Consider the following 24,819-nt stretch of genomic DNA (forward strand, 5'->3'; position numbering starts at 1 on the left):
CGCGTCCGTCTTTCGAGGGAATCATATTGAAAGCATTTGCACTCGCCGTGGCGTGCGTCGCCACCGGCGCTCTGCTGGCAGGCTGTTCGAGCGCCGGCAAACCGACCAACAAAGACGACGGCGCGTTCACCTATCTGCTCGATCGCAAGAGCAACTGGGTTGAAAACAAGGTCGACACGTTGCCGCCGCTCCCCACCGACGCGAACCTGCTGCCATTCGAGGTCTCCGGCAATACGCCGTTGCAATTCGCGGTCGACCCGAAGTCGGTCAGCGTCGGCGATGACGGCGTCGTGCGTTACACGGTGGTCGTCACGAGCCCGGGCGGCGCGCGCAACGTCAATTACGAGGGCATTCGCTGCGACACGTATGAATGGCGCCAGTACGCGGGCCTGAACGCCGATCACGACGGCTGGGACACCACGGTCGCCAACCAGTTTTCGCGGATCGAAAACGGCGCGCTGAACGCGTACCAGGCCGCGCTGTATCAGGACTATATGTGCGCGAACAAGATTCCGACCGGCACAGCGCAGCACATCGTCGAGAATATTCGCTACAAGCGCACGCAGACGTCGCAGATTCATTGACTCCGTTTGCGCGGCACGCGCCTGGTTCAGGCGAGTTCCTTGCGCGTGACGACAAAAAGCCGTTCTAGCCTGCGCTGGAACGGCTTTTTTGCGGGCTCTTTATGTGAACGATGCGCGTGCCGCCTAGGAGATCAAATCAGCACGAGATTATCGCGATGAATCAGCTCTGGCTCGAGCATATAGCCGAGCACCGACTCGATCTCACCGCTCGGACGCCGCTGGATCAGCTTGGTTTCCGCGCTGCTGTAGTTCGTCAAACCACGTGCGACCTCGCGCCCCGACGCGCTCAGGCAGGCGATCACCTCGCCGCGCGCAAACGCGCCCTGCACGCCGACGATGCCGATGGGCAGCAGGCTCTTGCCGCCGGCGGTCAGTTTTTCGACCGCGCCGTCGTCGATCACTACGTGGCCGCGCACCTGCAGGTGATCGGCCATCCATTGCTTGCGCGCCGCCATGCGCGCGGTGCGCGCGATCAGTTGCGTGCCGATCGCCTCGCCCGCCGCCAGCCTCAGCAGCACGTCCGCCTCGCGCCCACTTGCGATCGCCGTATTGGCGCCGCTATGGGCCGCGCGCTTCGCGGCGAGAATCTTGGTCAGCATGCCGCCGCGGCCGAGACTCGAGCCCACTCCACCCGCCATCGCCTCCAGTTCTGCCGCGCCGGCGTCGGCCTGCTGGACGAGCGTCGCGTTCGGGTCCTTGCGCGGATCGGCGGTGAAGAGGCCTTGCTGGTCCGTCAGAATGATCAGCGCGTCGCCCTCGATCAGATTGGCGACCAGCGCGCCGAGCGTGTCGTTGTCGCCGAACTTGATTTCGTCGGTGACGACCGTGTCGTTCTCGTTAATGATCGGCACGACACCGAGTCGCAGCAGCGTGAGCAGCGTGGAGCGCGCATTCAGATAGCGCTCGCGGTCGGCGAGGTCGGCGTGCGTAAGCAGGATCTGCGCGGTCTGGATGGAATGCTCGGCGAAGCGGCTTTCGTACACCTGCGCGAGGCCCATCTGACCGACCGCCGCGGCCGCCTGCAACTCATCGATTTCACGCGGCCGCTTCGTCCAGCCAAGCCGCTGCATGCCCTCGGCGATCGCACCCGAGCTGACCAACACCACTTCCTTGCCCTGCGCGCGCAGCGCGGCAATCTGCGCGGCCCAGCGGCCGATCGCCGCATGATCGAGGCCGCGCCCGTCGTTCGTGACGAGGCTCGAACCGACTTTGATGACCAATCGCCGTGAATCTGCGATGACGGAACGCATTGTGCGCTGCCTCCCAAGATGATGCGTACGCATGTCGACGCCCGCCGCTGGCGCCGGCGCTCGATTTGTTATTCCTGCGGATCGGTGCCGGCTTCGCCGGTCGCGGCCGGTATTTGCGTCCCCTCGCGGAAACGCACGTCGGAGGCGAGGTCTTCGGCTTCGGCCGCGCGTTGCGCGTCGGAATGCTCGGCGAGGTAGTCGAACACCGCGTAGCAAAGATTTTCACAGCCCTGACCTGTCAGCGCCGAGATCTCGAACACCGGACCGTCCCAGCCGAAACCTTCGAGGAAAGCCGCCACGCGCGCTTCGCGATCGTCCTCAGGCACCATGTCCAGCTTGTTTAGCACGAGCCAGCGCGGCTTCTGGTAAAGCTCATCGTCGTACTTGCGCAGTTCGTTGACGATGGCCTTCGCTTCGACGACCGGATTGATCGATTCATCGAACGGCGCAATGTCGACGATGTGCAGCAGCAGGCCAGTGCGCTGCAGGTGACGCAGGAACTGATGGCCGAGGCCGGCGCCTTCCGCCGCGCCTTCGATCAGCCCCGGAATGTCGGCGATCACGAAACTGCGGCTCGGCCCCACGCGCACGACGCCGAGATTCGGCGCGAGCGTAGTGAACGGGTAATCGGCGATTTTCGGCTTCGCGTTCGATACCGACGAGATAAACGTCGACTTGCCGGCATTCGGCATGCCGAGCAGACCGACGTCGGCCAGCACCTTGAGTTCAAGGCGCACCATCCGGCGCTCGCCCGGCTTGCCGTCGGTCTTCTGACGCGGCGCGCGGTTCGTGCTGGACTTGAAATGCAGATTGCCGAGGCCGCCGGCTCCGCCTTGCGCGATCTGCACGCTCTGGTTGTGCTCAGTCAGATCGGCGATCAGTTCGCCGGTTTCCATGTCCGTGATGGTGGTGCCGACCGGCATGCGCAACGTGATGTCGTCGCCGCCCTTGCCGTAACAATCCGAGCCGCGGCCGTTTTCGCCGTTGCGCGCCAGATGTTTTTTGGCGTAGCGGTAATCGATCAGCGTGTTGATGTTGCGGTCAGCAACCGCGATCACGCTGCCGCCCCGGCCGCCGTCACCGCCATCGGGACCGCCGAACGGAACGAATTTCTCGCGGCGCATCGACGCGCTGCCATCCCCTCCGTCGCCGGCGATGACTTCAATCCTCGCTTCGTCAATGAACTTCATGCGTTACTCCATCCCGTGGTGTACTGCCCGATTCGATGCAGGGGGTTGATACTGATTGGATTCTGCTATTTTGCCGCGCGCGCCGTGCATTGATCAATCGACCGAACGGCATAGTCGCCGGCGACAAGCGGTTAGCTGCGCGGCTTCGCCGCCACTCGAAAGAGGCGCCGCAATAAAAAAGGCCCCGCGAACTTCGCGGGGCCTTTTCCGGTCCTGAAGCCCGTGCCTGATAAAACTCAGGCTGCCGGGACGACGGAAACGGTGTGCTTCTTCGCCGCGCCCTTCGTCGAGAACTGGACGTGGCCGTCCTTCAGCGCGAACAGGGTGTGATCCTTGCCCATGCCGACGTTCTCACCAGCGTGCATGCGCGTACCGCGCTGACGCACGATGATGCCACCAGCATTGATAGCCTGGCCGCCGTAAACCTTGACGCCGAGGCGCTTCGATTCAGAGTCGCGGCCGTTCCGGGACGATCCGCCTGCCTTTTTGTGTGCCATTTGATTTGCTCCTTAACCGATGCGCTTACGCGTTGATCGCGTCGATGCGCAGTTCGGTATAGTTCTGGCGGTGGCCGCCATGCTTCTGGTAGTGCTTCCGGCGACGCATCTTGAAGATCGTCACTTTGGCGTGACGACCTTGCGACACGACGGTAGCCTTGACGGAAGCCCCACTGACCAGCGGCGTACCGAACTTAATCGATTCGCCTTCGCCCACTGCGAGAACCTGGTCGAGCGTGATTTCAGCGTCAATGTCTGCCGGTATCTGTTCTACTTTAAGTTTTTCGCCGACGGCAACCTTGTACTGCTTGCCACCGGTTTTTATGACCGCGTACATTGAGAACCTCACTCTGTATTCATTTTTCCCACGCACCGCGCGCGGAAACTGTCGATTATACATAGAGTTAGCTGCTCGGTCAAAACCTGCTCACCAAACCGTCTACTGTCCGGCTTCTCGCTTTCTCACAGATGGTCGCATGCGGTAACCAGCGACGCGCGGTGCCCCGCAGACGGCCTCGGGGGCAGTCCTTGCGCCATGCGAAACGCATCCGCGCCGCACCCGACGACCCGGAAACGCCCCGATCACCTTATAATTCGCGGCACTACCCAATTCAGCCATCATGTCGTCGACTGCCACCCCCTCCCCCAACGTCGCCAGCCTGCTTGCTCCGATCGCCGAAGACATGCAGCAGGTCAATCGCGTCATCCGGCAACGTCTTGCGTCGGACGTGATGCTGATCAATCAGATTTCCGAGTACATCATCAGCGCCGGCGGCAAGCGGCTGCGGCCCGCGCTGTTGTTGCTGGTGGCGGGCGCGCTTGGCGACACGACGGGGCACCGGCACGAGCTGGCCGCGGTCGTCGAATTCATCCACACGGCCACACTGCTGCATGACGACGTGGTCGACGAGTCCGACCTGCGGCGCGGTCGCCAGACCGCCAACGCGTTGTTCGGCAATGCCGCGAGCGTTCTGGTCGGCGATTTTCTGTATTCACGCTCGTTCCAGATGATGGTCGGCGTGGGCAAGATGCGCGTGATGGAGATCCTGTCGGAGGCGACCAACATCATCTCCGAAGGCGAAGTTCTGCAGTTGTTGAACATGCACGATGCGGACGTCGACGAAGCCCGATACATGCAGGTGATCCGCTACAAGACCGCAAAGTTGTTCGAGGCGGCCGCTCAGCTCGGCGCGGTGCTGGCCGGCGCCGACGCGAAAACCGAAGCCGCCGCTGCGGAATACGGCCGCCGCATCGGTACCGCGTTCCAGATCATGGACGACTGGCTCGATTACACGGGTACGGCCGAGTCGATGGGCAAGAACGCCGGCGACGATCTGCGCGAAGGCAAACCGACGCTTCCGCTCATCTATCTGATCGAACGCGGTACGCCGGAGCAGTCGGCGCTCGCGCGCGAAGCAATCGAGCAAGGCGGCACCGACCGGTTCGATACGATTTTCGACGCGATCACGCGCTCGGGCGCACTCGACCACACTCTCGAGTGCGCGAAACAGGAAGCTCAGGCAGCCGCAGCAGCAATTTCCTCGTTTCCCCATTCCATTTTTAAAGAGAGCCTGCTAGAATTATGCTCTTACTCGACGGCAAGGCAGTCTTGAACGAGACTGAACCGGCGAATCAGTCCGAGTCGAGTCGGCAGTACCAAATCGGGGTGTAGCTTAGCCTGGTAGAGCGCTACGTTCGGGACGTAGAGGCCGGAGGTTCGAATCCTCTCACCCCGACCAGATTCACCTTGTTCACTCAGGTTTCAAAAACCGCCGCAGCATTGCTCGGCGGTTTTTTGTTTTGCGCGGCGAATTTCGCTGCTTCAATACTGCGCTGCGCCGCTGTCTTTCCCTTCTGGCGGCGCGCATATCGCAGCTCTCGCGGCAGCCGCCGTCCACGGTGGAACGCACAGCCCCCTCTGCTATATTCTCTCCATCCTTTCCCTTATTTTTCCCGACGCGTGGAACAACTTCCTTTATGGGCGCAGATCGGCGCCGTCCTTCTGCTGCTCGTCTGCTCCGCCTTCTTTTCCATTTCCGAGACAGCGATGATGGCGCTCAATCGTCATCGCCTCAAACATCTCGCCAGCAAAAACACGCTCGGCGCGAAAACGACCCAAGGCCTGCTCGCGAAAACCGATCAGTTGCTGAGCGTGATCCTGATCGGCAACAACCTGTTCAACACGATCATTCCGGTACTGACCACATCTGTCGCGTTGCATACGTTCGGCCGCAATAGCCTCGTGCTGTCGATAGCGACCGGTATCGTCGCATTCCTCATCATCGTTTTCGCGGAAATCACGCCAAAGATCGTCGGCGCGACGTTTCCCGAGAAAATCGCGCTACCCGCGAGCCTGCTGATTGCCCCGCTGATGCGCGTCGCAAGACCGTTGATCTGGTTCGTCAACCTGTTCGCCACCGGCATCCTGCGCGTGCTGCACATCAATACGAAGGGCGCGCGCGACCAGCGGCTGTCCACCGAGGAACTGCGCACCATCGTGCTCGAGTCGGGCAGCTTCATGCCGACCAAACACCGCAGCATCCTGCTGAACCTGTTCGACCTCGAAAACATCTCCGTCGATGACGTGATGATCCCGCGCCGCCGTATCGAGGCGCTCGACTTCGACGCCCCGTTCGAACAGATCCTGCATCAACTGGAGACCTGCTATCACAACAAGCTGATCGTCTACCAGGGCGACATCGACCGCGTGCTCGGTGTGCTACACGTGCGCAAGACGCTGTCAGCGCTGCACAACCAGGAGCTTGAACGCGATACCCTGCGCGAGCTGCTCGCCGAGCCGTACTTCGTGCCGAGCGGCACGCCGGTGTTCCAGCAGCTGCAATACTTTCAGGAGAGCCGGCAGCGGATCGCGCTCGTCGTCAATGAATACGGCGAACTGCAAGGTCTCGTCACGCCAGAGGACATCATCGAGGAGTTGATCGGCGAATTCACCACGTCGATTCCGCGTGGCGCCAGTTCGCGCGGCGGCTGGAACGAGGCGGGCGAATGCATCGTCGCGGGCAGCATGCCGTTGCGCGAGCTGAACCGCTGGCTGCAACTCGCGCTGCCCACCGACGGCCCCAGGACCCTCAACGGCCTGATTCTCGAAATCCTCGAAGACATCCCCGACGGCGACGTCTGCGTGCGCATCGGCGACACCAAGCTCGAAGTGATGCGCAGCGACGATCAGGCGATCCGCACCGTCAAGCTGTTCAAATCGCCGTCGCGCACGAAGACCGGTAAAGCACGGTCCAGCTGAACCTGTCGCCGGCGCTCGCTGATTCACAGTCAGCATCGCACAGGCTCGCGACACGCACCATTAGCCGAATGGCCGAATGGCATTCGGACGCCCGCAACCGGAAGATGAAGCCGTCATGTTCTACAGGCGGCTCATCACCGGTCTCTCATGCAAACACCCTTTGCCACCGCCGCGGCATTGCCGCGCCCACCCGCTGTCGACGGCGAAACCAGCGCAACGAGTCTGAACGATCCCGACAACGCCCCAGCCGTGCGTCTGTTGACCGACACGTTGCACGAAGCGACGCGGCGCAATGCGTCGGACATCCACATCGAGCCGGCCGAGCATGGTTGGCGTGTGCGGCTACGTATCGACGGCGTGCTGCATGAAATCCCGCGGCCGCCCGCGCATCTGCGCGACGCGTTCGTCACGCGTGTGAAGGTGCTCGCGCGCATGGACATCGCCGAGCGACGCGTGCCGCAGGACGGCCGGCTACGCCTCGCGACATCGCCAGGACGGTTCGAGGATTACCGCGTCAATTCGCTGCCGACGCTGTTCGGCGAAAAGCTCGTGCTACGGCGACTCGACGCGTTGCCCGCCGATCTCTCGCTCGATTCGCTCGGCCTCAATCCGGCACAGCGTGATACCGTCGACGCCGCGATCCGCGCACCGCACGGCCTGATGCTCGTCACCGGACCGACAGGCAGCGGCAAGACGCTGTCGCTGTACTGCTTCCTGAATCTGCTGAATGGCGAGGCGCGCAACCTCTGCTCAGTGGAAGACCCGGCCGAGATCCAGCTGGCCGGCATCAACCAGGTCAGCGTGCGCGAAAAAGCCGGACTGACTTTCGCGGTCGCGCTGCGGGCTTTCCTGCGTCAGGACCCGGACATCATCATGGTCGGCGAAATTCGCGACAACGAAACCGCCGACGTCGCCGTGAAGGCCGCCCAAACCGGTCATCTCGTGCTGTCCACGCTGCATACGAACGACGCGCCCGCGGCCATCGCGCGGCTCATCGATATCGGTGTCGAGCCGTACAACCTTGCAGCGGCACTGCGCATAGTGACCGCGCAGCGCCTCGTGCGGCGACTGTGCGTCGCGTGCCGCGCGCCCGCGCCGCATTCAGCGGCTGCGCTCCATGCCGCGGGCTTCGGCGAACATGCGCTCGACGGCTGGCAACCGTATGCGGCGACCGGCTGCGCGGTTTGCCACGGTATCGGCTATCGGGGGCGCGTCGGCATCCATCAGGTGATGCCGGTGTCCGATGCGATGCGCGAGCTGATCGTCGCAAGCGCGGGGGCGCACGAGCTGGCACGCCTCGCCCAGACCGAACAGGTCGCTACGTTACGCGACGCGGCGCTTGCGCGTGTGCGCGACGGCACCACAAGTCTCGCTGAAGCGCTCGCCGCCACGGAGGTCGCATGAGTACCGCCGCGCTGTCACCGACACAGCCGGTCGCAGCCGAACTGCGCTTCAAATGGCGCGGCGTCGACGCGGACGGCGTGCGCCGCAGCGGCACGCTGATCGCACCCGACGCGAGCGCCGCGCGCACGATACTCAAACGCGACAACCTCTTTATCGTCGAACTCGCAACGCAAGGGCCGGCGCCACTCCCGAAGACCAGCGCTGCCGATGTCACGCTATTCACGCGACAACTGTCCAGTCTGCTGCGTGCCGGTTTGCCGCTCGCGCCCGCGCTTGAGCTACTCGCGCAGGCGCCGACGTCGGGCCAGCGGCAAGGCATGCCGCGCATCGTCGGCACCGTCGCGCGCGACATCACCGCCGGCCTGCGCTTTTCGGCGGCCTTGCAGCGGCACTCGGCGCAGTTCAATGCGCTGTACTGCCAGCTCGTCGAAGTGGGCGAAGCGGCAGGTGCGCTCGTCACCGTGCTCGCCCGCCTCGCCGACGATCGCGAACGCGCCGCCGCGCAGCGCGCGAAAGTGCGCGCGGCTCTCACCTATCCGGTCGCGATCCTGCTGCTCGCGGTCGCGATTACCGCTGCGTTGCTGGTGTGGGTCGTGCCGACGTTCAAGCAGATTTTCGATGGCTTCGGCGCGAAGCTGCCCGCGCCGACGCAGTTCGTGCTGGCGCTCTCGACGGCCGCCGCGCGCTGGAGTGTGCCGCTGTTCGTACTGATGGTCGCAACGAGTTCGGCCATCTCGTTGGTGCTGCGCCGTTCGGCAAGCGCGCGCATCCGCTTCGGGCGCGTGTCGCTCAACCTGCCGGTGGCCGGCCCGCTGCTGCGCACGTTGTGCGCCGCGCGCTGGAGTCGCGCGCTCGGCACGTTGCTGTCCGCCGGTACACCGCTCGCCGACGCGTTCGATTCGCTCACGCAGGCGACCGGCAATGCATTCTTCGATCGTGCAACGGCAACCATCGCCATGAGACTGCGCCGCGGTGAACGACTCGCCGCGGCGATGCGCGCGGCCCACTGCTTTCCTCCCGAGGTCGTGCAGCCCGTTGCGGTCGCCGAGGAATCCGGCGCGCTCGACAGAATGCTGCTCGATGTCGCGTCGCTTGCGGATCGCCAGGTCGACGACAGGATCGGCACGCTATCGAGCCTGTGCGAACCGCTCGTGATCGTCGTGCTCGGCACGCTGGTCGGCGGCCTCGTCATCGCGATGTATCTTCCCATTATTCAACTCGGCAACGTGGTGTAGCATCGCAGCCGAATCCACTCCATCACCATGCAGGCTCCTCCTCCGCTCGTGTCACAAACTTCTTCCAGCCTGCTCGCGGGCTTACTGCCGGGCCGCTTTGCCAGCGATATCGGCGTCGCGTTCGCGAGCCTGCCCGCCGGCGTGCAGGTCGCGTTCGCGATCGCGCTCGGCCTCGTGATTGGCAGCTTCCTGAACGTGGTCGTGCATCGGTTACCGATCATGCTCGAGCGCGCGTGGCTCGCCGAAATCAACGAGGCCACCGACGAGCCGCAGCCCGACGACGGACTGCCCGCGCGCTACAACCTGTGGGTGCCCCGTAGTGCGTGCCCGCATTGCGGCCACGTGTTGAGCGCCTGGGAAAACTTGCCGGTGCTGAGCTATCTGCTGTTGCGCGGCCGTTGTTCCGCGTGCGGCACGCACATCAGCGCGCGCTATCCGCTGCTCGAAATTGCGAGCGCCGCTTTCGCGGCAGGCGCACTGACAGCGTTCGGCCCGACGCTGATGGCACTCGCCGCCTTCGGCCTGTGTGCGACGTTGCTCGCGATGAGCGCGATCGACATCGACACGCATCTATTGCCCGATTCCTTGACGCTGCCGCTGTTGTGGGCCGGCCTGATCGTCAATTTCAACGGCATGTTCACGAATCTGCACGACGCGGTGCTCGGGGCCATCTTCGGATATCTGGTGTTGTGGGCCGTACATTGGGTCTTCAGGCTCGTGCGCGGCTTCGAAGGCATGGGCTATGGCGACTTCAAGCTGCTCGCCGCGCTCGGCGCGTGGCTCGGCTGGCCCGCACTGCCGCAGATCGTGCTGATCGCCGCGGTGGCCGGTGCCGTGATCGGCCTCGCGGCGACGTGGCGCGGCCGTATGCGCTTCGAGGAGCCGCTGCCGTTCGGGCCGTTTCTCGCTGCTGGCGGTGCGCTCACGCTATTTGTCGGCACGCCGCTTTACCTGGCTCTCGGAGGCTGAACCATGTTCGTTGTCGGACTCACAGGTGGCATCGGTAGTGGCAAATCGACGGTGGCCAATCTGTTCGCCGTGCGCGGCGTACCGCTCGTCGACACGGACGTGATCGCGCATCGCATCACCGCGCCGCATGGCCTGGCGATGCCGCACATTGCCGCCGAATTCGGCGCGGAGTTCGTCGCCGCCGATGGCTCGCTCGATCGCGCGCGCATGCGCACGCTCGTGTTCAGCGACGAGACCGCGCGCAAGCGTCTCGAAGCCATCACGCATCCGTTGATTCGCGCGGAAACCGAGCGCGAAGAGCGCGAAGCGCAAGGGCCCTATGTGATCGTCGTGGTGCCGTTGCTGGTCGAGTCCGGGACATGGAAGAACCGGGTGAATCGCGTGCTCACCGTCGATTGCGCCGTCGACACGCAGATCGCGCGTGTGATGAGCCGCAACGGCTTCAGCCGTGAGCAGGTGCTCGCGATCATCGCGCGCCAGGTCAAGCGCGAAGCGCGCCTCGCCGCCGCCGACGACGTGATCGTCAATGACAATGCGCCGCTCGAGGAACTCGAGGCGCAGGTGGACGCTCACCATCAAGCGTATCTGTCGCTTGCGAAGGGCGACGCCGAGTTATAGCGCGCGCCGGGCACAGGTCGGCCATTTCGCCGCGGGCATGAAGCGCATACGACGCCCTGTGAAGGAGAACTTTGCGCGCACGCGAGAGCCGAAGCGCTCAGGAACACCGTGAACTCACGAAAAAAGTTGCAAAAGCGCGCAGAAAAAGTGCGTGATTGCTTGGGTAGTCCCGCGGCATTAGAATGTTTTGCATTCCTGTCACCGACCACGCCCGAGGCGAGCCCGCTTGATCCTTTACGAGTACCCCTTCAATGAGCGAATCCGGACGCTGTTGCGGCTCGAAGATCTGTTCGAGCGTTTCACGTTCTTTCTGACTCAGGAAGACGCGAGGGAACATCACGTCGCACTGACAACGCTATTCGAAATCTCCGAAGTGGCGGGTCGCGCGGATCTGAAGTCGGATCTGATGAAAGAGCTCGAGCGGCAACGGCAAACGCTCGCGCCGTTTCGGGGCAATCCGGGCATCGAGCAGAGCGCGCTCGAAGCGGTGCTCGGCGAAATCGAGCAGACCCTCGCGGGTCTCACGCAGATGCAAGGCAAAACCGGCCAGCATCTTGCAGACAACGAGTGGCTCGCGAGCATTCGCAGCCGCGCAATCATCCCCGGTGGTACCTGCAAATTCGACCTGCCGTCGTATTACGCCTGGCAACAGTTGCATCCCGATCAGCGTCGCCAGGACATCGCCAAGTGGGTGACACCGCTTTTGCCGCTGCGCGACGCGGCCACGATCGTGCTGCGGCTCGCGCGCGAGTCGGGCCAGGCGTCGAAGGTCATGGCGATGCAAGGCAGCTATCAGCAAATGCTGTCGGGCCGCTCGTATCAATTGATGCAGGTTCGCATTGCTCCTGAATTGCGCGTGATTCCTGAAGCGAGCGCCAACAAGTACATGCTGTGGGTGCGCTTCACAGTGCAGGACGGCGATCTGCGGCCACGCGCGGTCGACGTCGACGTGCCGTTCCAGCTTACGCTGTGCAGTTTGTAACGGATGATCAACTACCGCCGCATCCAGAAGCGCACGCCGAATTTGACGGAACGCGCCTTTGAAGCGGCGCGAAATAGCCCTATATTCGTTACTTGTTCCGTTCGCGATTGACCGTCCGACCGTATGCCTACCGTCGTCAAATGTCCTACCTGCGGTAAAGATGTCCGCTGGACCCCTGAGAGCCGCTTCCGTCCTTTCTGCTCCGAGCGCTGCAAGCAGACCGATCTCGGCGCATGGGCCGCCGAAAAATACCGCATTGGCGGCAACGAACAGGAAGGGTCTTCGTCCGAAGAGGAAACCCCGCGCGGCGACTACAACCCGCACTGAGCGGGCCGGTAAAAAAGCCACGCGGACCGACGCTGCCGAGACAGCGCCCGCTACCGCCTGGCCTTTTCAACCACTTCGTTCAATCGATCACTTCTTCTCGGCCGCGAGCCACTCCAGCACCGGGATCGTGGCCGGCAGCAGCGGCGAGACATCCGCAGGCAAGCTCTGCCACGCGAAAGCCTGTCCTTCCCGCCCGTGTGGTTCGCCCGACCACTGCGTCACCTTGCAAAAGAAGAGGCGCACATAGGCGTGCGGATAATCGTGTTCGAGCGTATGCCACAGATGGCTCACCTCGACCTCGATTCCCAACTCCTCGTGCAACTCTCGCACAAGCGCGGCCTCGACCGATTCACCCGCTTCGAGCTTGCCGCCCGGAAACTCCCAGTAGCCCTCGTACGGCTTGCCGGCCGGACGCTGCGCAAGCAGATACCGCCCATCTGGCTGCATCAGCACGCCGACCGCGACTTCGGTGACCGGACGGCCCGCGCCGATTTTGCCGGCGTTCTCGCGTGTTTCGCTCATGCTGGCGTCTTACGGCCGGACCAGTCGCGCGCGAACTGCCACGCGACCCGCCCCGAGCGCGAGCCGCGTTCGAGCGCCCACACCAGCGCATCGCCGCGCGCCGATTCGATCTCGGCGTCGTCGCAACCGAAATGGCGCAGCCAGTGCGCGATGATCGTCAGGTAGTCGTCCTGCTTGAACGGATAGAAGCTGACCCACAGCCCGAAACGCTCGGACAGCGAGATTTTCTCTTCGACCAGTTCGCCCGGATGAATTTCGCCGTCCGAGGTGTGCTTATAGGTCTCGTTGTCGCTCATGTACTCGGGCAGCAGATGGCGGCGGTTCGACGTCGCGTAGATCAGCACGTTGTCGGACTGCGCCGCGACCGAGCCATCGAGCGCGACCTTCAGCGCCTTGTAGCCCGACTCGCCTTCTTCGAACGACAGGTCGTCGCAGAACACGACGAAGCGCTCCGGACGTTTGGCGATCAGATCGACGATGTCGCCGAGGTCGTGCAAATCGTCCTTGTCCACTTCGATCAGGCGCAGGCCGTCTTTCGCGTACGCGTTCAGACACGCCTTGATCAGCGACGACTTGCCGGTACCGCGCGCGCCCGTCAGCAGCACATTGTTGGCCGGCTGAGCGCGCACGAACTGGCGCGTGTTCTGTTCGATCAACCCTTTCTGGCGATCGATGTTCTGCAGGTCGTCGAGCGTGATCGGCGAAATGGCGTGCACCGGCTGCAAGTAGCCGCGCCCCTGACGCTTGCGCCAGCGGAAAGCGACCGCAGCCGACCAATCGATGTCCGGCGCGGCGGGCGGAAGCATCGCTTCCAGGCGGCCGAGCACGGCTTCGGCCCGGTTCAGAAACTGTTCGAGTTTGTCCATGGTAAGTAGGCGGCCCGCGGCCGCGCTTTGAACCTGATTACGAGCGGTAGTCGGCGTTGATGCTCACGTAGTCGTGCGACAGATCGCAGGTCCAGATCGTGGCTTGCGCATTGCCGCGGCCGAGCACGACGCGGATGCCGATCTCGCTCTTTTTCATCACGCGCTGCCCGTCTTCTTCGCGGTAGGTCGGGTTGCGGCCGCCGGCAGTCGCGACCAGCACGTCGTCCAGATACAGATCGATCTTGCCGACATCGAGATCGTCCACGCCGGCATAGCCGATGGCCGCGAGAATGCGGCCGAGGTTCGGGTCCGATGCATAGAAGGCCGTCTTGACGAGCGGCGAGTGGCCGATCGCGTAAGCGATCTGGCGGCATTCGCCGACGCTCGAACCGCCTTCGACATGCACGGTCATGAATTTGGTCGCGCCTTCGCCGTCGCGCACGATCAGTTGCGCGAGGTTCTGAGCGACGTCGGTCACCGCGTCGCGCAGCGCTGCATAAGCGGGCGAATCGGTGGACGTGATCGCGGACAGGCTCGATTTGCCCGACGCGATCAGGATGAACGAATCGTTGGTCGACGTATCGCCATCGATCGTGATGCAGTTGAACGAGCGGTCCGCGACGTGCTTCACGAGCTCGTCCAGCACCGGCTGCGCGACGGCCGCGTCGAACGCGAGAAAGCCGAGCATGGTCGCCATGTTCGGCTTGATCATGCCAGCGCCCTTGCTGATGCCGGTCAGCGTGACCGTGTGACCGTCGATCGTGACCTGGCGCGAGCTCCCCTTCGGCAGCGTGTCGGTCGTCATGATCGACTGCGCCGCGTCGTACCAGTTCGCTTCCTTGCGATTCGCGAGCGCGGCCGGCAAACCGGCCTTCAGACGATCGACCGGCAGCGGCTCGAGAATCACCCCCGTCGAGAACGGGAGCACCTGCTCGGGCGCGATGTCGGCGAGACGAGCGAGTTCCGCGCAGGTTTCGCGCGTCGCCGCGAGGCCCGGCTCACCGGTGCCCGCGTTCGCGTTGCCGGTGTTGATCACCAGCGCGCGAATCGGCTTGCCGCCCGCGCGCACGCGCTGCAGGTTCTCGCGGCAGACCGTGACGGGCGCCGCGCAGAAGCGGTTCTGCGTGAACACGCCGCCTACCGTCGCACCTTCGTCGAAGGAAATGACGAGCACGTCCTTCCGGTTCGGCTTGCGGATATTCGCTTCCGCCCAGCCGAGCGAGACGCCGGCTACGGGGTGGAGTTGAGGGGGATCGATCGAGGGAAAGTTGACAGCCATGGTCGCGACCTGTCGAAGAAAATGCCGGCGGACGCCGGCATCGGGGAAACGGAACTGATGATCCGGGCGTGCTGCCGGGTCACCCGCGAAATCAAAACGGCCAAGCGGCGCTCAAAAACGACACGGCGCGCCCGGAAGCGCGCCGCATCGCCATCAGGCGATCTTGCCGTGGCACTGCTTGTACTTCTTGCCGCTGCCGCACGGGCACGGGTCGTTGCGGCCGACCTTCGGCACGCTGTCGGTGTTCATGCGCACGGCCGCCTGCGGCGCGGCGCCGTGGCCGTGACCGTGGCTCATCGCGTCGCCGATCATCGCGGCGGTGGCCGCTTCGGCCGCGACGGGCGCCGCGGCGCCGGCTTCCGCGAACTCGGCATGACGGAATTCGACGTTCTCCAGATGACCGCCCTGCTCTTCCATGTGCTCCGCGGCCGCTTCGAGCTGCTCCGGCGACTGGATCTGCACGTTCATCACGATGCGCGTGACTTCGAGCTTCACGGCGTCGAGCATCGCAGCGAACAGTTCGAACGCCTCGCGCTTGTATTCCTGCTTCGGGTTCTTCTGCGCATAGCCGCGCAGATGGATGCCCTGACGCAGATGATCGAGCGCGGCCAGATGCTCGCGCCATGCGCGGTCGAGTGTCTGCAGCATGATCGAGCGCTCGAACGCGCTGAACGATTCGCGGCCGACCAACTGGACCTTCGCCTCGTACCCTTCGTCCGCGGCGGCCTCGACCGCTTCGAGAATCTCTTCCACGCTGATCGAGTTCGACTCGTTGATCATTTCCTGGATCGCGAGGTCGAGCTGCCATTCGTTGCGCAGCACTTCCTCGAGCTCGGGCACGTCCCACTGCTCTTCGATGCTGCCCGCCGGCACGAACTGATGCACGATGTCGCTGATGACACCGTGACGCATCGCCGTGATGGTCTCGGTGATGTCGTTCGCTTCCAGCAATTCGTTGCGCTGCTGGTAGATCACCTTGCGCTGGTCGTTCGACACGTCGTCGTATTCGAGCAATTGCTTACGAATATCGAAGTTGCGCGCCTCGACCTTGCGTTGCGCCGATTCGATCGAGCGCGACACGATGCCCGCTTCGATCGCCTCGCCTTCCGGCATCTTCAGCCGGTCCATGATCGCACGCACGCGATCGCCCGCGAAAATGCGCAGCAGCGGATCTTCCAGCGACAGATAGAAGCGCGACGAACCGGGGTCGCCCTGACGGCCCGCACGGCCGCGCAACTGGTTGTCGATACGGCGCGACTCGTGACGCTCGGTACCGATGATGTGCAGACCGCCTGCGGCCTTCACCTGATCGTGCAGCGTCTGCCATTCGTCGTGCAGCTTCTGGATGCGGCGCTGCTTTTCGTCCTCGGCGAGCGTTTCGTCCTGCTCGATGAACGACGCCTGCTTCTCCGCGTTGCCGCCGAGCACGATGTCCGTACCACGGCCGGCCATGTTGGTCGCGATCGTGATGCGCTGCGGACGGCCCGCCTCGGCGACGATCTCCGCTTCGCGCGCGTGCTGCTTCGCGTTCAGCACTTCGTGCGGCAAGCTGACCTGCTTTAGCAGATGCGACAGCAGCTCCGAGTTCTCGATCGACGTCGTGCCGACCAGCACCGGCTGACCGCGTTCGAAGCACTCGCGAATGTCGCGGATCACCGCGTCGTAGCGTTCCTTCGCGGTCTTGTAGATCTGATCCTGCTTGTCGATCCGCTTCGGCGGACGGTTGGTCGGGATCACGACCGTTTCGAGACCGTAGATCTCGTTGAATTCGTACGCTTCGGTGTCGGCCGTGCCGGTCATGCCGGCCAGCTTCGCGTACATGCGGAAGTAGTTCTGGAACGTGATCGATGCGAGCGTCTGGTTCTCGCTCTGGATCTTCACGTGCTCCTTCGCCTCGACCGCCTGGTGCAGACCGTCCGACCAGCGGCGGCCGGCCATCAGACGGCCGGTGAATTCGTCGACGATGATCACTTCGCCGTTCTGCACGACGTAGTGCTGATCCTTGAAGAACAGCGTGTGCGCACGCAACGCGGCGTACACGTGGTGCATCAGCGTGATGTTCTGCGGCGCGTACAGGCTTTCGCCGTCGCCGATCAGGCCCCACTCAGAGAGCAGGCGCTCGGCCTTTTCGTGGCCCGACTCGGTCAGGAAGACCTGACGGCCTTTTTCGTCCAGCGTGTAGTCGCCCGGCTTCTCGACGCCGGTGCCGTCCGCCTTCTCTTCACCGATCTGGCGCTCGAGCAGCGGCGGCAGCGCGTTCATGCGCACGTAGAGTTCGGTGTGATCTTCGGCCTGGCCGGAGATGATCAGCGGCGTACGCGCTTCGTCGATCAGGATCGAGTCCACCTCGTCGACGACCGCGAAGTTCAGGCTGCGCTGCACGCGCGCGTCGGTCTCGTAGACCATGTTGTCGCGCAGGTAGTCGAAGCCGAATTCGTTGTTGGTGCCGTAGGTGATGTCAGCGGCGTACGCTTGCTGCTTCGCCGTGTGCTCCATCTGCGACAGGTTGATACCGACCGACAGACCGAGGAAGTTATACAGACGCGCCATCCATTCCGCGTCGCGCTGCGCGAGGTAGTCGTTGACCGTGACCACGTGGACGCCGCGGCCCGACAGCGCGTTCAGGTAGACCGGCAGCGTCGCGACGAGCGTCTTGCCCTCACCGGTGCGCATTTCGCTGATCTTGCCGTAGTGCAGCGCCATACCGCCGATCAGCTGCACGTCGAAGTGGCGCATCTTCAGCACCCGCTTGCTGGCCTCGCGGCAGACCGCGAACGCCTCCGGCAGGATCTTGTCGAGCGATTCGCCGCTCGCGACGCGCTGGCGGAATTCACCCGTTTTGGCGCGCAGTTGGTCATCCGTCAATTGCTCGATCTGCGGCTCGAGCGCATTGATCGCCGCGACGGTCTTTTGATATTGCTTGACTAGCCGCTGATTACGGCTGCCAAAAATCTTCTGTAGAAAACCGGTGGTCATCGGATCGGTGTCTGCGTCGCGGCTTCGGCTGGCTCGCGGTGTGCGCTTCGCGCCTACCGCGCCTCGGTCGGAAAGTCCTCGGCGGCTTAGTCCAAGAGTGAATTGTCGGGTAGCCCGACCTTCTTGCGAAGATCGGGCCCCCCGAGAACCGTACGTGCGAGTTTCCCCGCATACGGCTCAAATCTACAAACAAAGTTCTGTCTACGACAGAACCGGCTTAGTTACTACAAGTTTACCAACGTGTACCTGCTGGTGACAGTGCGGGTGAAGCAAGACCCGGTTGGACAACTTGTCTGACCCGCCATGCATCCGATATTCCAGATGATGGTCGTGCCAGCCTGTTTCGTCCGTCAAGGCACAGCCGCAGTGCGCACACAACCCGCTCTGCGACATGTACAGCTTTGCCCACTGTTTCCGGTAGCGCATCGAATCCCACAGACGCGTCTGCCGCAGTTGCTCGCCATATTGCTCCCACTTCGGATCAAAGGGATTGAATTCTCCTTGGATCTTCTTGTGTCTCCTGATCGCCGTACCGCTGAGTTGGTACAACTCCATCAGGCCCCAACTGCCATCGTCTCGAACCGTCCGGACCGCGAACACCCACTGTCGAGCGTCGATTGAGTGGAAGTACTTCTGTCGCACCCAACTGCTGCTCTTTCGCGGATGTCGCCGCTTGGACCACCACCAGAGCCTCCGGAACACCAGATGCTCCATGCGGGTGTACGCCTTTTTGGCCGTAACCGGATGGTGATACTGCGCCCATCCGCGCAACATTGGGTTTAGCAGTCGGATCATCTCCTCCTGCTTCACCGTCTTGTTGCTGCTAATCGTTTCCGCCACCTTGCTGTAGAACGCTTTCGCGTTCTTTTTGCTCGGTTTGATGAGCATCTTTCCCGAGTACTTCCGGAAATTCCACCCAAGGAAATCAAAGCCGTCGTCAATGTGAGTGATCCGCGTCTTTTCCTCCGATAACTGCAACCCTCGAACCGCAAGGAATGCCTCCACCCAAGGTCGGACCTCTTGCTCCAGTATCTCTTTCGAGTCACCGGTTATCACGAAGTCGTCCGCGTACCGCACCACATTTACCTTCAGCCTTCGGGCTTTCATGATCCCCAGTTTTGCACCGAGATGCACCGCCAGTTCTCGTTCCAGCCCGTTCAGCGTTACGTTAGCCAACGTCGGGGAGATGATGCCTCCCTGCGGCGTACCGGCCTCAGTCGCCCGTAGCCGGCCTTGATAAATCAGGCCGGCCTTCAACCATTTCCGGAGGATTCCTCTGTCCATCGGGACATTGGTTTCCAACCAGTCATGACTGATGTGGTCGAAGCACCCCTTGATATCCGCTTCTAGCACCCACTTGGCCGAGGCCTCTTGGGACATACAGACGCGGATTTGGGACATCGCGTCGGCTGTCGAACGATTCAACCTGAACCCGTAAGAGTTCAGGTCGCTCGTCGATTCCGACACTGGCTCCAAGGCCAGCAGATGCAGAGCTTGCATCGCCCTGTCCCGCATGGTCGGAATGCCCAGTGGACGTTCCTTCCCATTTGCCTTGGGGATAAAGACTCTCCGTAATGGCAGAGGCTTGTATCCGCGCCGCTTCAACCTGCCGATGGCTTCCCACCGGCTCTCAGGCGAATCCCATAGCTCGCGATCGACTCCAGCCGTTCGCGCACCCTGGTTTTGCGTAACACGTCGTACCGCATACAGCTTCGCAGACAACGTGCGAGTTAGCATCCGTTGCAGGGCTTTCACCCTGCGCCAGTCACCTTCCCGCGTCGCCTTCGCAATTCGAATCTGCATCCCTCTCACGTTCCGCTCAACCCGTCGCCAATCTACGGCGTACCAGTTGTCCGGCGCGCGGGAAAGCGCAGATCCGGTCTTTCGACCAGATACTTTCATGCTGCTCTCCTACCTGGAAAAGTCCCCAGACAGAAGGCGCATCTCCCCCAGCGGGGTAGATACACCCCGCTGGGGAACAACAAAACTCAATGCAGGCGCATGCACCTGCATCTGACCAAGTTACAGAGGGTAGTCAGCCGTCTTGCGACGGTAGACCAGACGGAAGTCTGCCCGCTTTCGCGTGGGGTGATGTTCCAACCCCTATCCGAACCATTACAGCCCGGCTTTCGCTTTTTCCGTCCTCCCATACCTGCACAATCAACAGCGTCCCTTGCGGTTCGCCTGCCAGCCTTACTGCGCTGGCAACCATACAGGCTTACCACGTTCCCGGCATGTCACACGACTGACTTAGGTTCTGCCTATTCCCCGGCGGTATCACGAACGACGTAACCCGAGATTCGAGCGGGCTATCCAACCGCATACCTTTTGGTTAGTGCCTATCAGCAGCTTTGGCACACAATGCTAACGAGGTTTATCAGCAGTTCACTTCCGTTAACCCTATCAGCCAGCCTAGCGCCTTACCCCCTTGCTGCTAGGAGTATCCAGACCGCCTCCTCGCGGAACCAATCTGCCCGAAACGTCCGGGGGCTACATTGTCAGAAGAGCTTCACACCCCACCGTTGCCAGTAACGCATGTCTTCCTAGGCTACTGCTGGTCGTACAGCAGGTTCACTACCCTCGTCTTCCAACAAACGAGGTCGAACAATGACACACCGAGCTTTCGCTCGTATCGTTTAGCGAAACCCTTGCCTGAAGGCTCGGGAATTGCAAACATCACCCCGCCCTGTCGGCGGAGGTGAAGCCGCTGACTGGGCGGGACCTGACGGTAATCAAGCCCATGCAACAAGGTTCCCGGCTGATTGCTCCGGTTTCCAATTTCACTACAAGGATGCTTCCCATAGGGTTGCATCCGCTTCCTAAAGTGCGGCCCACAGGGGGGCCGCCTGCGGAGGGCATGGTGAGTTACCTCAATAACCCTCTAGTCGATGCTCCGTAACGTGGAGCAGCCGGACACGAGCGTGCGTGTCGCACCGAATCGGGCATTTTAGCACGCGCCTCCGGCTGCGCTCGTGTCACAGGCTTGACGGCGCCGGCCTCCGCCAGCCCCGCCCGGCAATCTCCAGCGCGCCGCGGACCGGTTTGGCGAGCTGCCCGCGCGGTACAATCTCGGGGTGAGCGCGCATGGGGCGAGCTCGGGTCGTCAATCCCAAACATGAGCCGTTTTTCGTCCTTTTCAAGGCCGCCGAAGCAGTTCGATCGGCGCCGCCCGCAACCGCTTGCCGAGGTACTCGGCCGCACGGATGCGTTCGCCGCGCTGCGCGCGGGCGTCGAGCAGATCGCCGCGCTCGAGAAGGATCTGCGCGAGCTGCTGCCCGATTATCTGGCGACGAGCGTCGAACCCGGCTTCATCAAGGAAGGCGTACTGGCTCTGTTCGCCGCGCATAACGCGCTCGCGGCCCGTCTGCGGCATCTGGAGCCGCGGCTGCTGGCGGATTTGCAGCAGCGCGGCTGGCCCGTGCAGGCGCTGAAGATTCGCGTGCGGCCTCAGCCGCTGAAGGAACCGCCGCCCGTCAAGCAGGCGCGCATGACGCCGGCCGGCGCCGACGCGCTGCGGGCGTTGAGCGAATCGCTCGCGCCATCACCGCTGCAGGAAGCACTCGCGCGCATGGCCGCGCGGCATCGGCGCAATCGCTGAACACTCAACGAAAAACGGCCCCGCGGGGCCGTTTTCATCTGCTTGCCAGTCACACCGGCGTTATGCGAACGCCGTCTGCGTTTCGTACGCGAAGCCGCGCGGGGCCTTCTGTGTGTCGTCGAATGTGACGATTTCGTACGAGTCTTCGTGCGCGAGCAGTTCGCGCAGCAGCGCGTTGTTCAGACCGTGGCCCGACTTGTACGCGGTGTACGACGCGAGCAGCGGGTGACCGACCACGTACAGGTCGCCGATCGCGTCGAGCATCTTGTGCTTGACGAACTCGTCCTCGTAACGCAGGCCGTCGTTGTTCAGGATGCGGTATTCGTCGAGCACGATCGCGTTGTCCATGCTGCCGCCGCGCGCGAGGCCGAGCTCACGCATCATTTCCACTTCATGCGCGAAGCCGAACGTGCGGGCACGCGCGATTTCGCGTACATACGACGTATTGGCGAAATCCACTTCCAGCGCCTGGCCGGTTTTGTCCACAGCCGGGTGGCGGAAGTCAATCGTGAATTTGAGCCTGAAGCCGAAGTACGGATCGAGGCGTGCGAACTTGTCGCCGTCGCGAATTTCGACCGGCTTCGTGACCTTGATGAATTTCTTCGGCGCGTTCTGTTCTTCGATTCCCGCCGACTGGATCAGGAACACGAACGAACCCGCGCTGCCGTCCATGATCGGGATTTCCTCGGCGGTGACCTCGACGTAAAGATTGTCGATGCCAAGACCGGCGCAGGCGGACATCAGATGCTCGATGGTCGACACGCGCGCGCCGTCTTTCTGCAACACGGAAGCCAGACGCGTATCGCCAATCGCCATCGCCGACGCAGGAATGTCCACCGGCGTGGGCAAATCCACGCGCGAAAACACGATGCCAGTGCCCGGCGCCGCCGGACGGAGCGTCAGATTGACTTTGCGGCCGGAGTGCAAGCCGATGCCGACAGTCTTGACGATCGATTTGATTGTGCGCTGCTTCAACATGGTGGTCTTCTATTCGATTGAAAATCCTAATCAGGACTTTTTAATTCATAGCACGAATTATACTCCAATCCCCAAACCATCGTCTTTGCGAGGAACGTATCAAACTGTTTCGCTGCATTACCAGCGGGGCACAGCGACGCAAAGCGTGATGGGCCGATGCCCCGGAACGGAGGCGTTTCCGGTCATCGGCCCGCGTAACGGCCTGTCACAAAAGCGTCGCAATCACCGTTGCCATGGCGCCACGCGGCATAAGCGCGGGTCGCGGCGAAGGTGCGAGCTCAGCAACTAGCTCAACGTGGCGAGAATACTCGCCGCATCGCTGACTTCGAATTTGCCGGCAGCCTCGACGTTCAGCGTCTTGACCACGCCGTCGTCGACCACCATCGCGTAGCGCAGGGAACGGACTCCCATGCCGCGCGCCGACAGATCCTGCTCCAGACCAAGCGCCCGTGTGAAAGCCGCACTACCGTCCGCCATCATGCGCACCTTGCCCGAGGTGTGCTGATCGCGTCCCCACGCGCCCATGACGAACGCGTCGTTGACGGACACGCACCAGATTTCGTCGATGCCGGCAGCGCGCAACTGCTCGGCATGCTCGACATAGCCCGGTACATGTTTGGCCGAACAGGTCGGCGTGAACGCGCCGGGCAATCCGAAGATCGCCACGCGCTTGCCCGCCGTCTGCTCGCGCACGTCGAAACTGTTCGGTCCGATCGTGCAGCCCGCCCGGTCGTCTTCGACGTACTCGAAAAGCGTCGCGTCGGGCAGCTTTTCACCTTCCTTGATCATGCTCAGTCCTTTGCATCGATGCGAAGCACGCTCGCACGTCCTCGTGTCGCAGTGAATTCCGGTTCGGCCCATTCAACTCCAGGCCATGCCGTTCGGCGGCAGTCACTCCGTCCGCTTCGCTAATTCGCAGAGGGTAGTTGCCCCTGCCGCGAATCAGACGATACGCGACCTGCTTGCCGTTCACCCGCCACGCTCGTGCATTCGTCCGCCAGCGCTGCACTGCGGCACAACTCGCAGCGCGGCAACGAAGCCCGTGCGCTCAGTCCGCCTGCTTGCGCAGGAATGCCGGAATGTCGTACGTATCGACGCCCTTTTCCTGCAGCGCCTGCACATGCGAGGCCGCCGTGTCGCGCGACGTGCGCCACACTGCCGGCGTATCGAGCGCGCCGTAGTCGGCCGTGCTGGCATGGCCTGCCGCCGGTGCGTACGCCGCATGCGCCATCGCGCCGATCGGCTGGTTGTCGGTGCCGGTGCGCAGCAGCGTCATCGGTGCCGATTGCTGCTTCTTCGCCGCGCGGCCGAGGCCCGTTGCGACGACCGTCACGCGCAGCGCGTCGCCCATCGCATCGTCGTACACGGCGCCGAAGATCACCGTTGCATCTTCCGCGGCATAGCTCTTGATCGTGTTCATCACTTCGCGCGTTTCCGACAGACGCAGCGAACGGCTCGACGTGATGTTGACCAGCACGCCACGCGCGCCCGACAGATCGACGCCTTCCAGCAGCGGGCTCGCGACGGCCTGTTCGGCCGCGAGACGCGCGCGATCGACGCCGGCAACGGTCGCCGTGCCCATCATCGCCTTGCCCTGCTCGCCCATCACGGTCTTCACGTCTTCGAAGTCGACGTTGACGAGACCGTCGACGTTGATGATTTCCGCAATACCCGCGACCGCGTTGTTCAGAACGTCGTCAGCGCACTGGAAGCACTTGTCCATCTCGGCGTCGTCGCCCATCACCTCGAACAGCTTGTCGTTCAGCACGACGATCAGCGAGTCGACGTGATCCTCCAGTTGCTGCGAACCGGCTTCCGCCACGCGCATACGCTTGCCGCCTTCGAATTCGAACGGCTTGCTGACGACGCCAACGGTCAGAATACCCATTTCCTTTGCGATCTGCGCGACGACCGGTGCCGCGCCCGTGCCGGTGCCACCACCCATACCGGCGGTGATGAACACCATGTGCGCGCCGCGCAGTGCGTCGGCGATACGCTCGCGTGCTTCCTCAGCGGCGGCGCGGCCCATTTCCGGCTTGGCGCCCGCGCCCAGACCCGTGTTGCCGAGCTGGATCACTGCGGTGGCGCGCGAACGCGACAGCGCCTGCGCGTCCGTGTTCATCACGATGAAATCGACGCCTTGCACGCCTTTGTTGATCATGTGCTGAACGGCATTGCCGCCAGCGCCACCGACTCCGACGACCTTGATGATCGTGCCGCTCGTTTCGGTTTCCAGCATCTGGAATTCCATGTTGCCTCCGTCAAGATAAAAAGTTACCGCCACT

At 62.9% G+C, this 24,819-nt stretch carries 22 protein-coding genes and 1 tRNA gene; 11 read left to right on the plus strand and 12 right to left on the minus strand.

The features are described 5' to 3' along the window. Window positions 1–26: 26 nt before the first annotated feature. Window positions 27–584, plus strand: coding sequence for a CNP1-like family protein (locus F6X42_RS24770; RefSeq protein ID WP_187636726.1), 558 nt, complete (start codon window positions 27–29; stop codon window positions 582–584). A 131-nt stretch (window positions 585–715) separates the two neighbouring features. Here F6X42_RS24770 and proB read toward each other — a convergent pair whose 3' ends face one another. The 4 genes from proB to rplU form a co-directional block, all read right to left on the minus strand. Continuing rightward, the gene (gene proB / locus F6X42_RS24775) at window positions 716–1,834 is read right to left on the minus strand and encodes a glutamate 5-kinase (protein ID WP_187636727.1); all 1,119 of its coding nucleotides are present in this window, start codon (window positions 1,832–1,834) and stop codon (window positions 716–718) included. Window positions 1,835–1,902: 68 nt separating this feature from the next. Beyond that, window positions 1,903–3,024, minus strand: a complete 1,122-nt coding sequence (gene cgtA, locus F6X42_RS24780) for an Obg family GTPase CgtA (protein ID WP_187636728.1) — start codon at window positions 3,022–3,024, stop codon at window positions 1,903–1,905. A 236-nt stretch (window positions 3,025–3,260) separates the two neighbouring features. Further along, window positions 3,261–3,521, minus strand: a complete 261-nt coding sequence (gene rpmA, locus F6X42_RS24785; RefSeq protein WP_008923994.1) for a 50S ribosomal protein L27 — start codon at window positions 3,519–3,521, stop codon at window positions 3,261–3,263. A gap of 25 nt (window positions 3,522–3,546) precedes the next feature. Next, window positions 3,547–3,858 carry a 50S ribosomal protein L21 gene (gene rplU / locus F6X42_RS24790; RefSeq protein WP_007180329.1) on the minus strand — a complete coding sequence of 104 codons (312 nt, stop codon included), beginning with the start codon at window positions 3,856–3,858 and terminating at the stop codon, window positions 3,547–3,549. A 283-nt stretch (window positions 3,859–4,141) separates the two neighbouring features. Between rplU and F6X42_RS24795 the strand changes: the two genes are divergently transcribed. The 9 genes from F6X42_RS24795 (at window position 4,142) to F6X42_RS24835 (ending at window position 12,315) form a co-directional block, all read left to right on the plus strand. After that, the gene (locus tag F6X42_RS24795) at window positions 4,142–5,134 is read left to right on the plus strand and encodes a polyprenyl synthetase family protein (RefSeq protein WP_187636729.1); all 993 of its coding nucleotides are present in this window, start codon (window positions 4,142–4,144) and stop codon (window positions 5,132–5,134) included. 49 nt (window positions 5,135–5,183) lie between these two features. Then, window positions 5,184–5,260, plus strand: a tRNA-Pro gene (locus F6X42_RS24800). A 221-nt stretch (window positions 5,261–5,481) separates the two neighbouring features. Beyond that, a complete protein-coding gene (locus F6X42_RS24805) occupies window positions 5,482–6,780 on the plus strand; it encodes an HlyC/CorC family transporter (protein WP_187636730.1) in 1,299 nt (432 codons plus the stop codon). A gap of 147 nt (window positions 6,781–6,927) precedes the next feature. Then, on the plus strand, window positions 6,928–8,184 hold the full coding sequence (locus F6X42_RS24810; protein WP_187636731.1) for a GspE/PulE family protein: 1,257 nt from the start codon (window positions 6,928–6,930) through the stop codon (window positions 8,182–8,184). Further along, a complete protein-coding gene (locus F6X42_RS24815) occupies window positions 8,181–9,419 on the plus strand; it encodes a type II secretion system F family protein (protein ID WP_187636732.1) in 1,239 nt (412 codons plus the stop codon). Before F6X42_RS24810 ends, F6X42_RS24815 begins: the two co-directional genes overlap by 4 nt. A 27-nt stretch (window positions 9,420–9,446) precedes the next feature. Then, on the plus strand, window positions 9,447–10,388 hold the full coding sequence (locus F6X42_RS24820) for a prepilin peptidase (protein WP_187636733.1): 942 nt from the start codon (window positions 9,447–9,449) through the stop codon (window positions 10,386–10,388). 3 nt (window positions 10,389–10,391) lie between these two features. Then, on the plus strand, window positions 10,392–11,006 hold the full coding sequence (coaE, locus tag F6X42_RS24825; RefSeq protein WP_187636734.1) for a dephospho-CoA kinase: 615 nt from the start codon (window positions 10,392–10,394) through the stop codon (window positions 11,004–11,006). A gap of 226 nt (window positions 11,007–11,232) precedes the next feature. Next, window positions 11,233–11,988, plus strand: a complete 756-nt coding sequence (gene zapD / locus F6X42_RS24830) for a cell division protein ZapD (protein WP_187636735.1) — start codon at window positions 11,233–11,235, stop codon at window positions 11,986–11,988. A 123-nt stretch (window positions 11,989–12,111) separates the two neighbouring features. Continuing rightward, window positions 12,112–12,315: a DNA gyrase inhibitor YacG gene (locus F6X42_RS24835; protein ID WP_187636736.1), complete on the plus strand. Its 204-nt coding sequence runs from the start codon at window positions 12,112–12,114 to the stop codon at window positions 12,313–12,315. An 87-nt stretch (window positions 12,316–12,402) separates the two neighbouring features. On the opposite strand, the gene mutT is transcribed toward F6X42_RS24835, so the two are convergent. From mutT to ltrA, 5 genes are all read right to left on the minus strand, one after another. Further along, a complete protein-coding gene (gene mutT / locus F6X42_RS24840) occupies window positions 12,403–12,837 on the minus strand; it encodes an 8-oxo-dGTP diphosphatase MutT (RefSeq protein ID WP_187636737.1) in 435 nt (144 codons plus the stop codon). Further along, window positions 12,834–13,703, minus strand: a complete 870-nt coding sequence (locus tag F6X42_RS24845; RefSeq protein WP_184022871.1) for an ATP-binding protein — start codon at window positions 13,701–13,703, stop codon at window positions 12,834–12,836. The genes mutT and F6X42_RS24845 overlap by 4 nt, the downstream gene beginning before the upstream one ends. 37 nt (window positions 13,704–13,740) lie before the next feature. Beyond that, window positions 13,741–14,982: a bifunctional glutamate N-acetyltransferase/amino-acid acetyltransferase ArgJ gene (argJ, locus tag F6X42_RS24850; protein WP_187636738.1), complete on the minus strand. Its 1,242-nt coding sequence runs from the start codon at window positions 14,980–14,982 to the stop codon at window positions 13,741–13,743. Between the two features lie 153 nt (window positions 14,983–15,135). After that, complete coding sequence (gene secA, locus F6X42_RS24855) at window positions 15,136–17,958, minus strand: preprotein translocase subunit SecA (protein ID WP_187636739.1); 2,823 nt, start codon at window positions 17,956–17,958, stop codon at window positions 15,136–15,138. A 201-nt stretch (window positions 17,959–18,159) separates the two neighbouring features. After that, the gene (gene ltrA, locus F6X42_RS24860) at window positions 18,160–19,860 is read right to left on the minus strand and encodes a group II intron reverse transcriptase/maturase (RefSeq protein WP_187636740.1); all 1,701 of its coding nucleotides are present in this window, start codon (window positions 19,858–19,860) and stop codon (window positions 18,160–18,162) included. Window positions 19,861–21,073: 1,213 nt separating this feature from the next. On the opposite strand from ltrA, the gene F6X42_RS24865 reads away from it, so the two are divergent. Then, window positions 21,074–21,556 (plus strand): DciA family protein, encoded by a 483-nt coding sequence (locus tag F6X42_RS24865; protein ID WP_187636741.1) that lies wholly within the window; start codon window positions 21,074–21,076, stop codon window positions 21,554–21,556. A gap of 60 nt (window positions 21,557–21,616) precedes the next feature. Here the strand turns inward: F6X42_RS24865 and lpxC are convergent, their stop codons facing one another. From lpxC to ftsZ, 3 genes are all read right to left on the minus strand, one after another. Continuing rightward, window positions 21,617–22,534 carry a UDP-3-O-acyl-N-acetylglucosamine deacetylase gene (lpxC, locus tag F6X42_RS24870; protein ID WP_187636742.1) on the minus strand — a complete coding sequence of 306 codons (918 nt, stop codon included), beginning with the start codon at window positions 22,532–22,534 and terminating at the stop codon, window positions 21,617–21,619. 285 nt (window positions 22,535–22,819) lie between these two features. Continuing rightward, window positions 22,820–23,323, minus strand: coding sequence for a peroxiredoxin (locus tag F6X42_RS24875; RefSeq protein ID WP_187636743.1), 504 nt, complete (start codon window positions 23,321–23,323; stop codon window positions 22,820–22,822). A gap of 259 nt (window positions 23,324–23,582) precedes the next feature. Further along, window positions 23,583–24,785, minus strand: a complete 1,203-nt coding sequence (gene ftsZ / locus F6X42_RS24880; RefSeq protein ID WP_184006597.1) for a cell division protein FtsZ — start codon at window positions 24,783–24,785, stop codon at window positions 23,583–23,585. Window positions 24,786–24,819 lie beyond the last annotated feature (34 nt).

The sequence above is a fragment of the Paraburkholderia podalyriae genome, assembly GCF_014397785.1.
Lineage (GTDB): Bacteria > Pseudomonadota > Gammaproteobacteria > Burkholderiales > Burkholderiaceae > Paraburkholderia > Paraburkholderia podalyriae.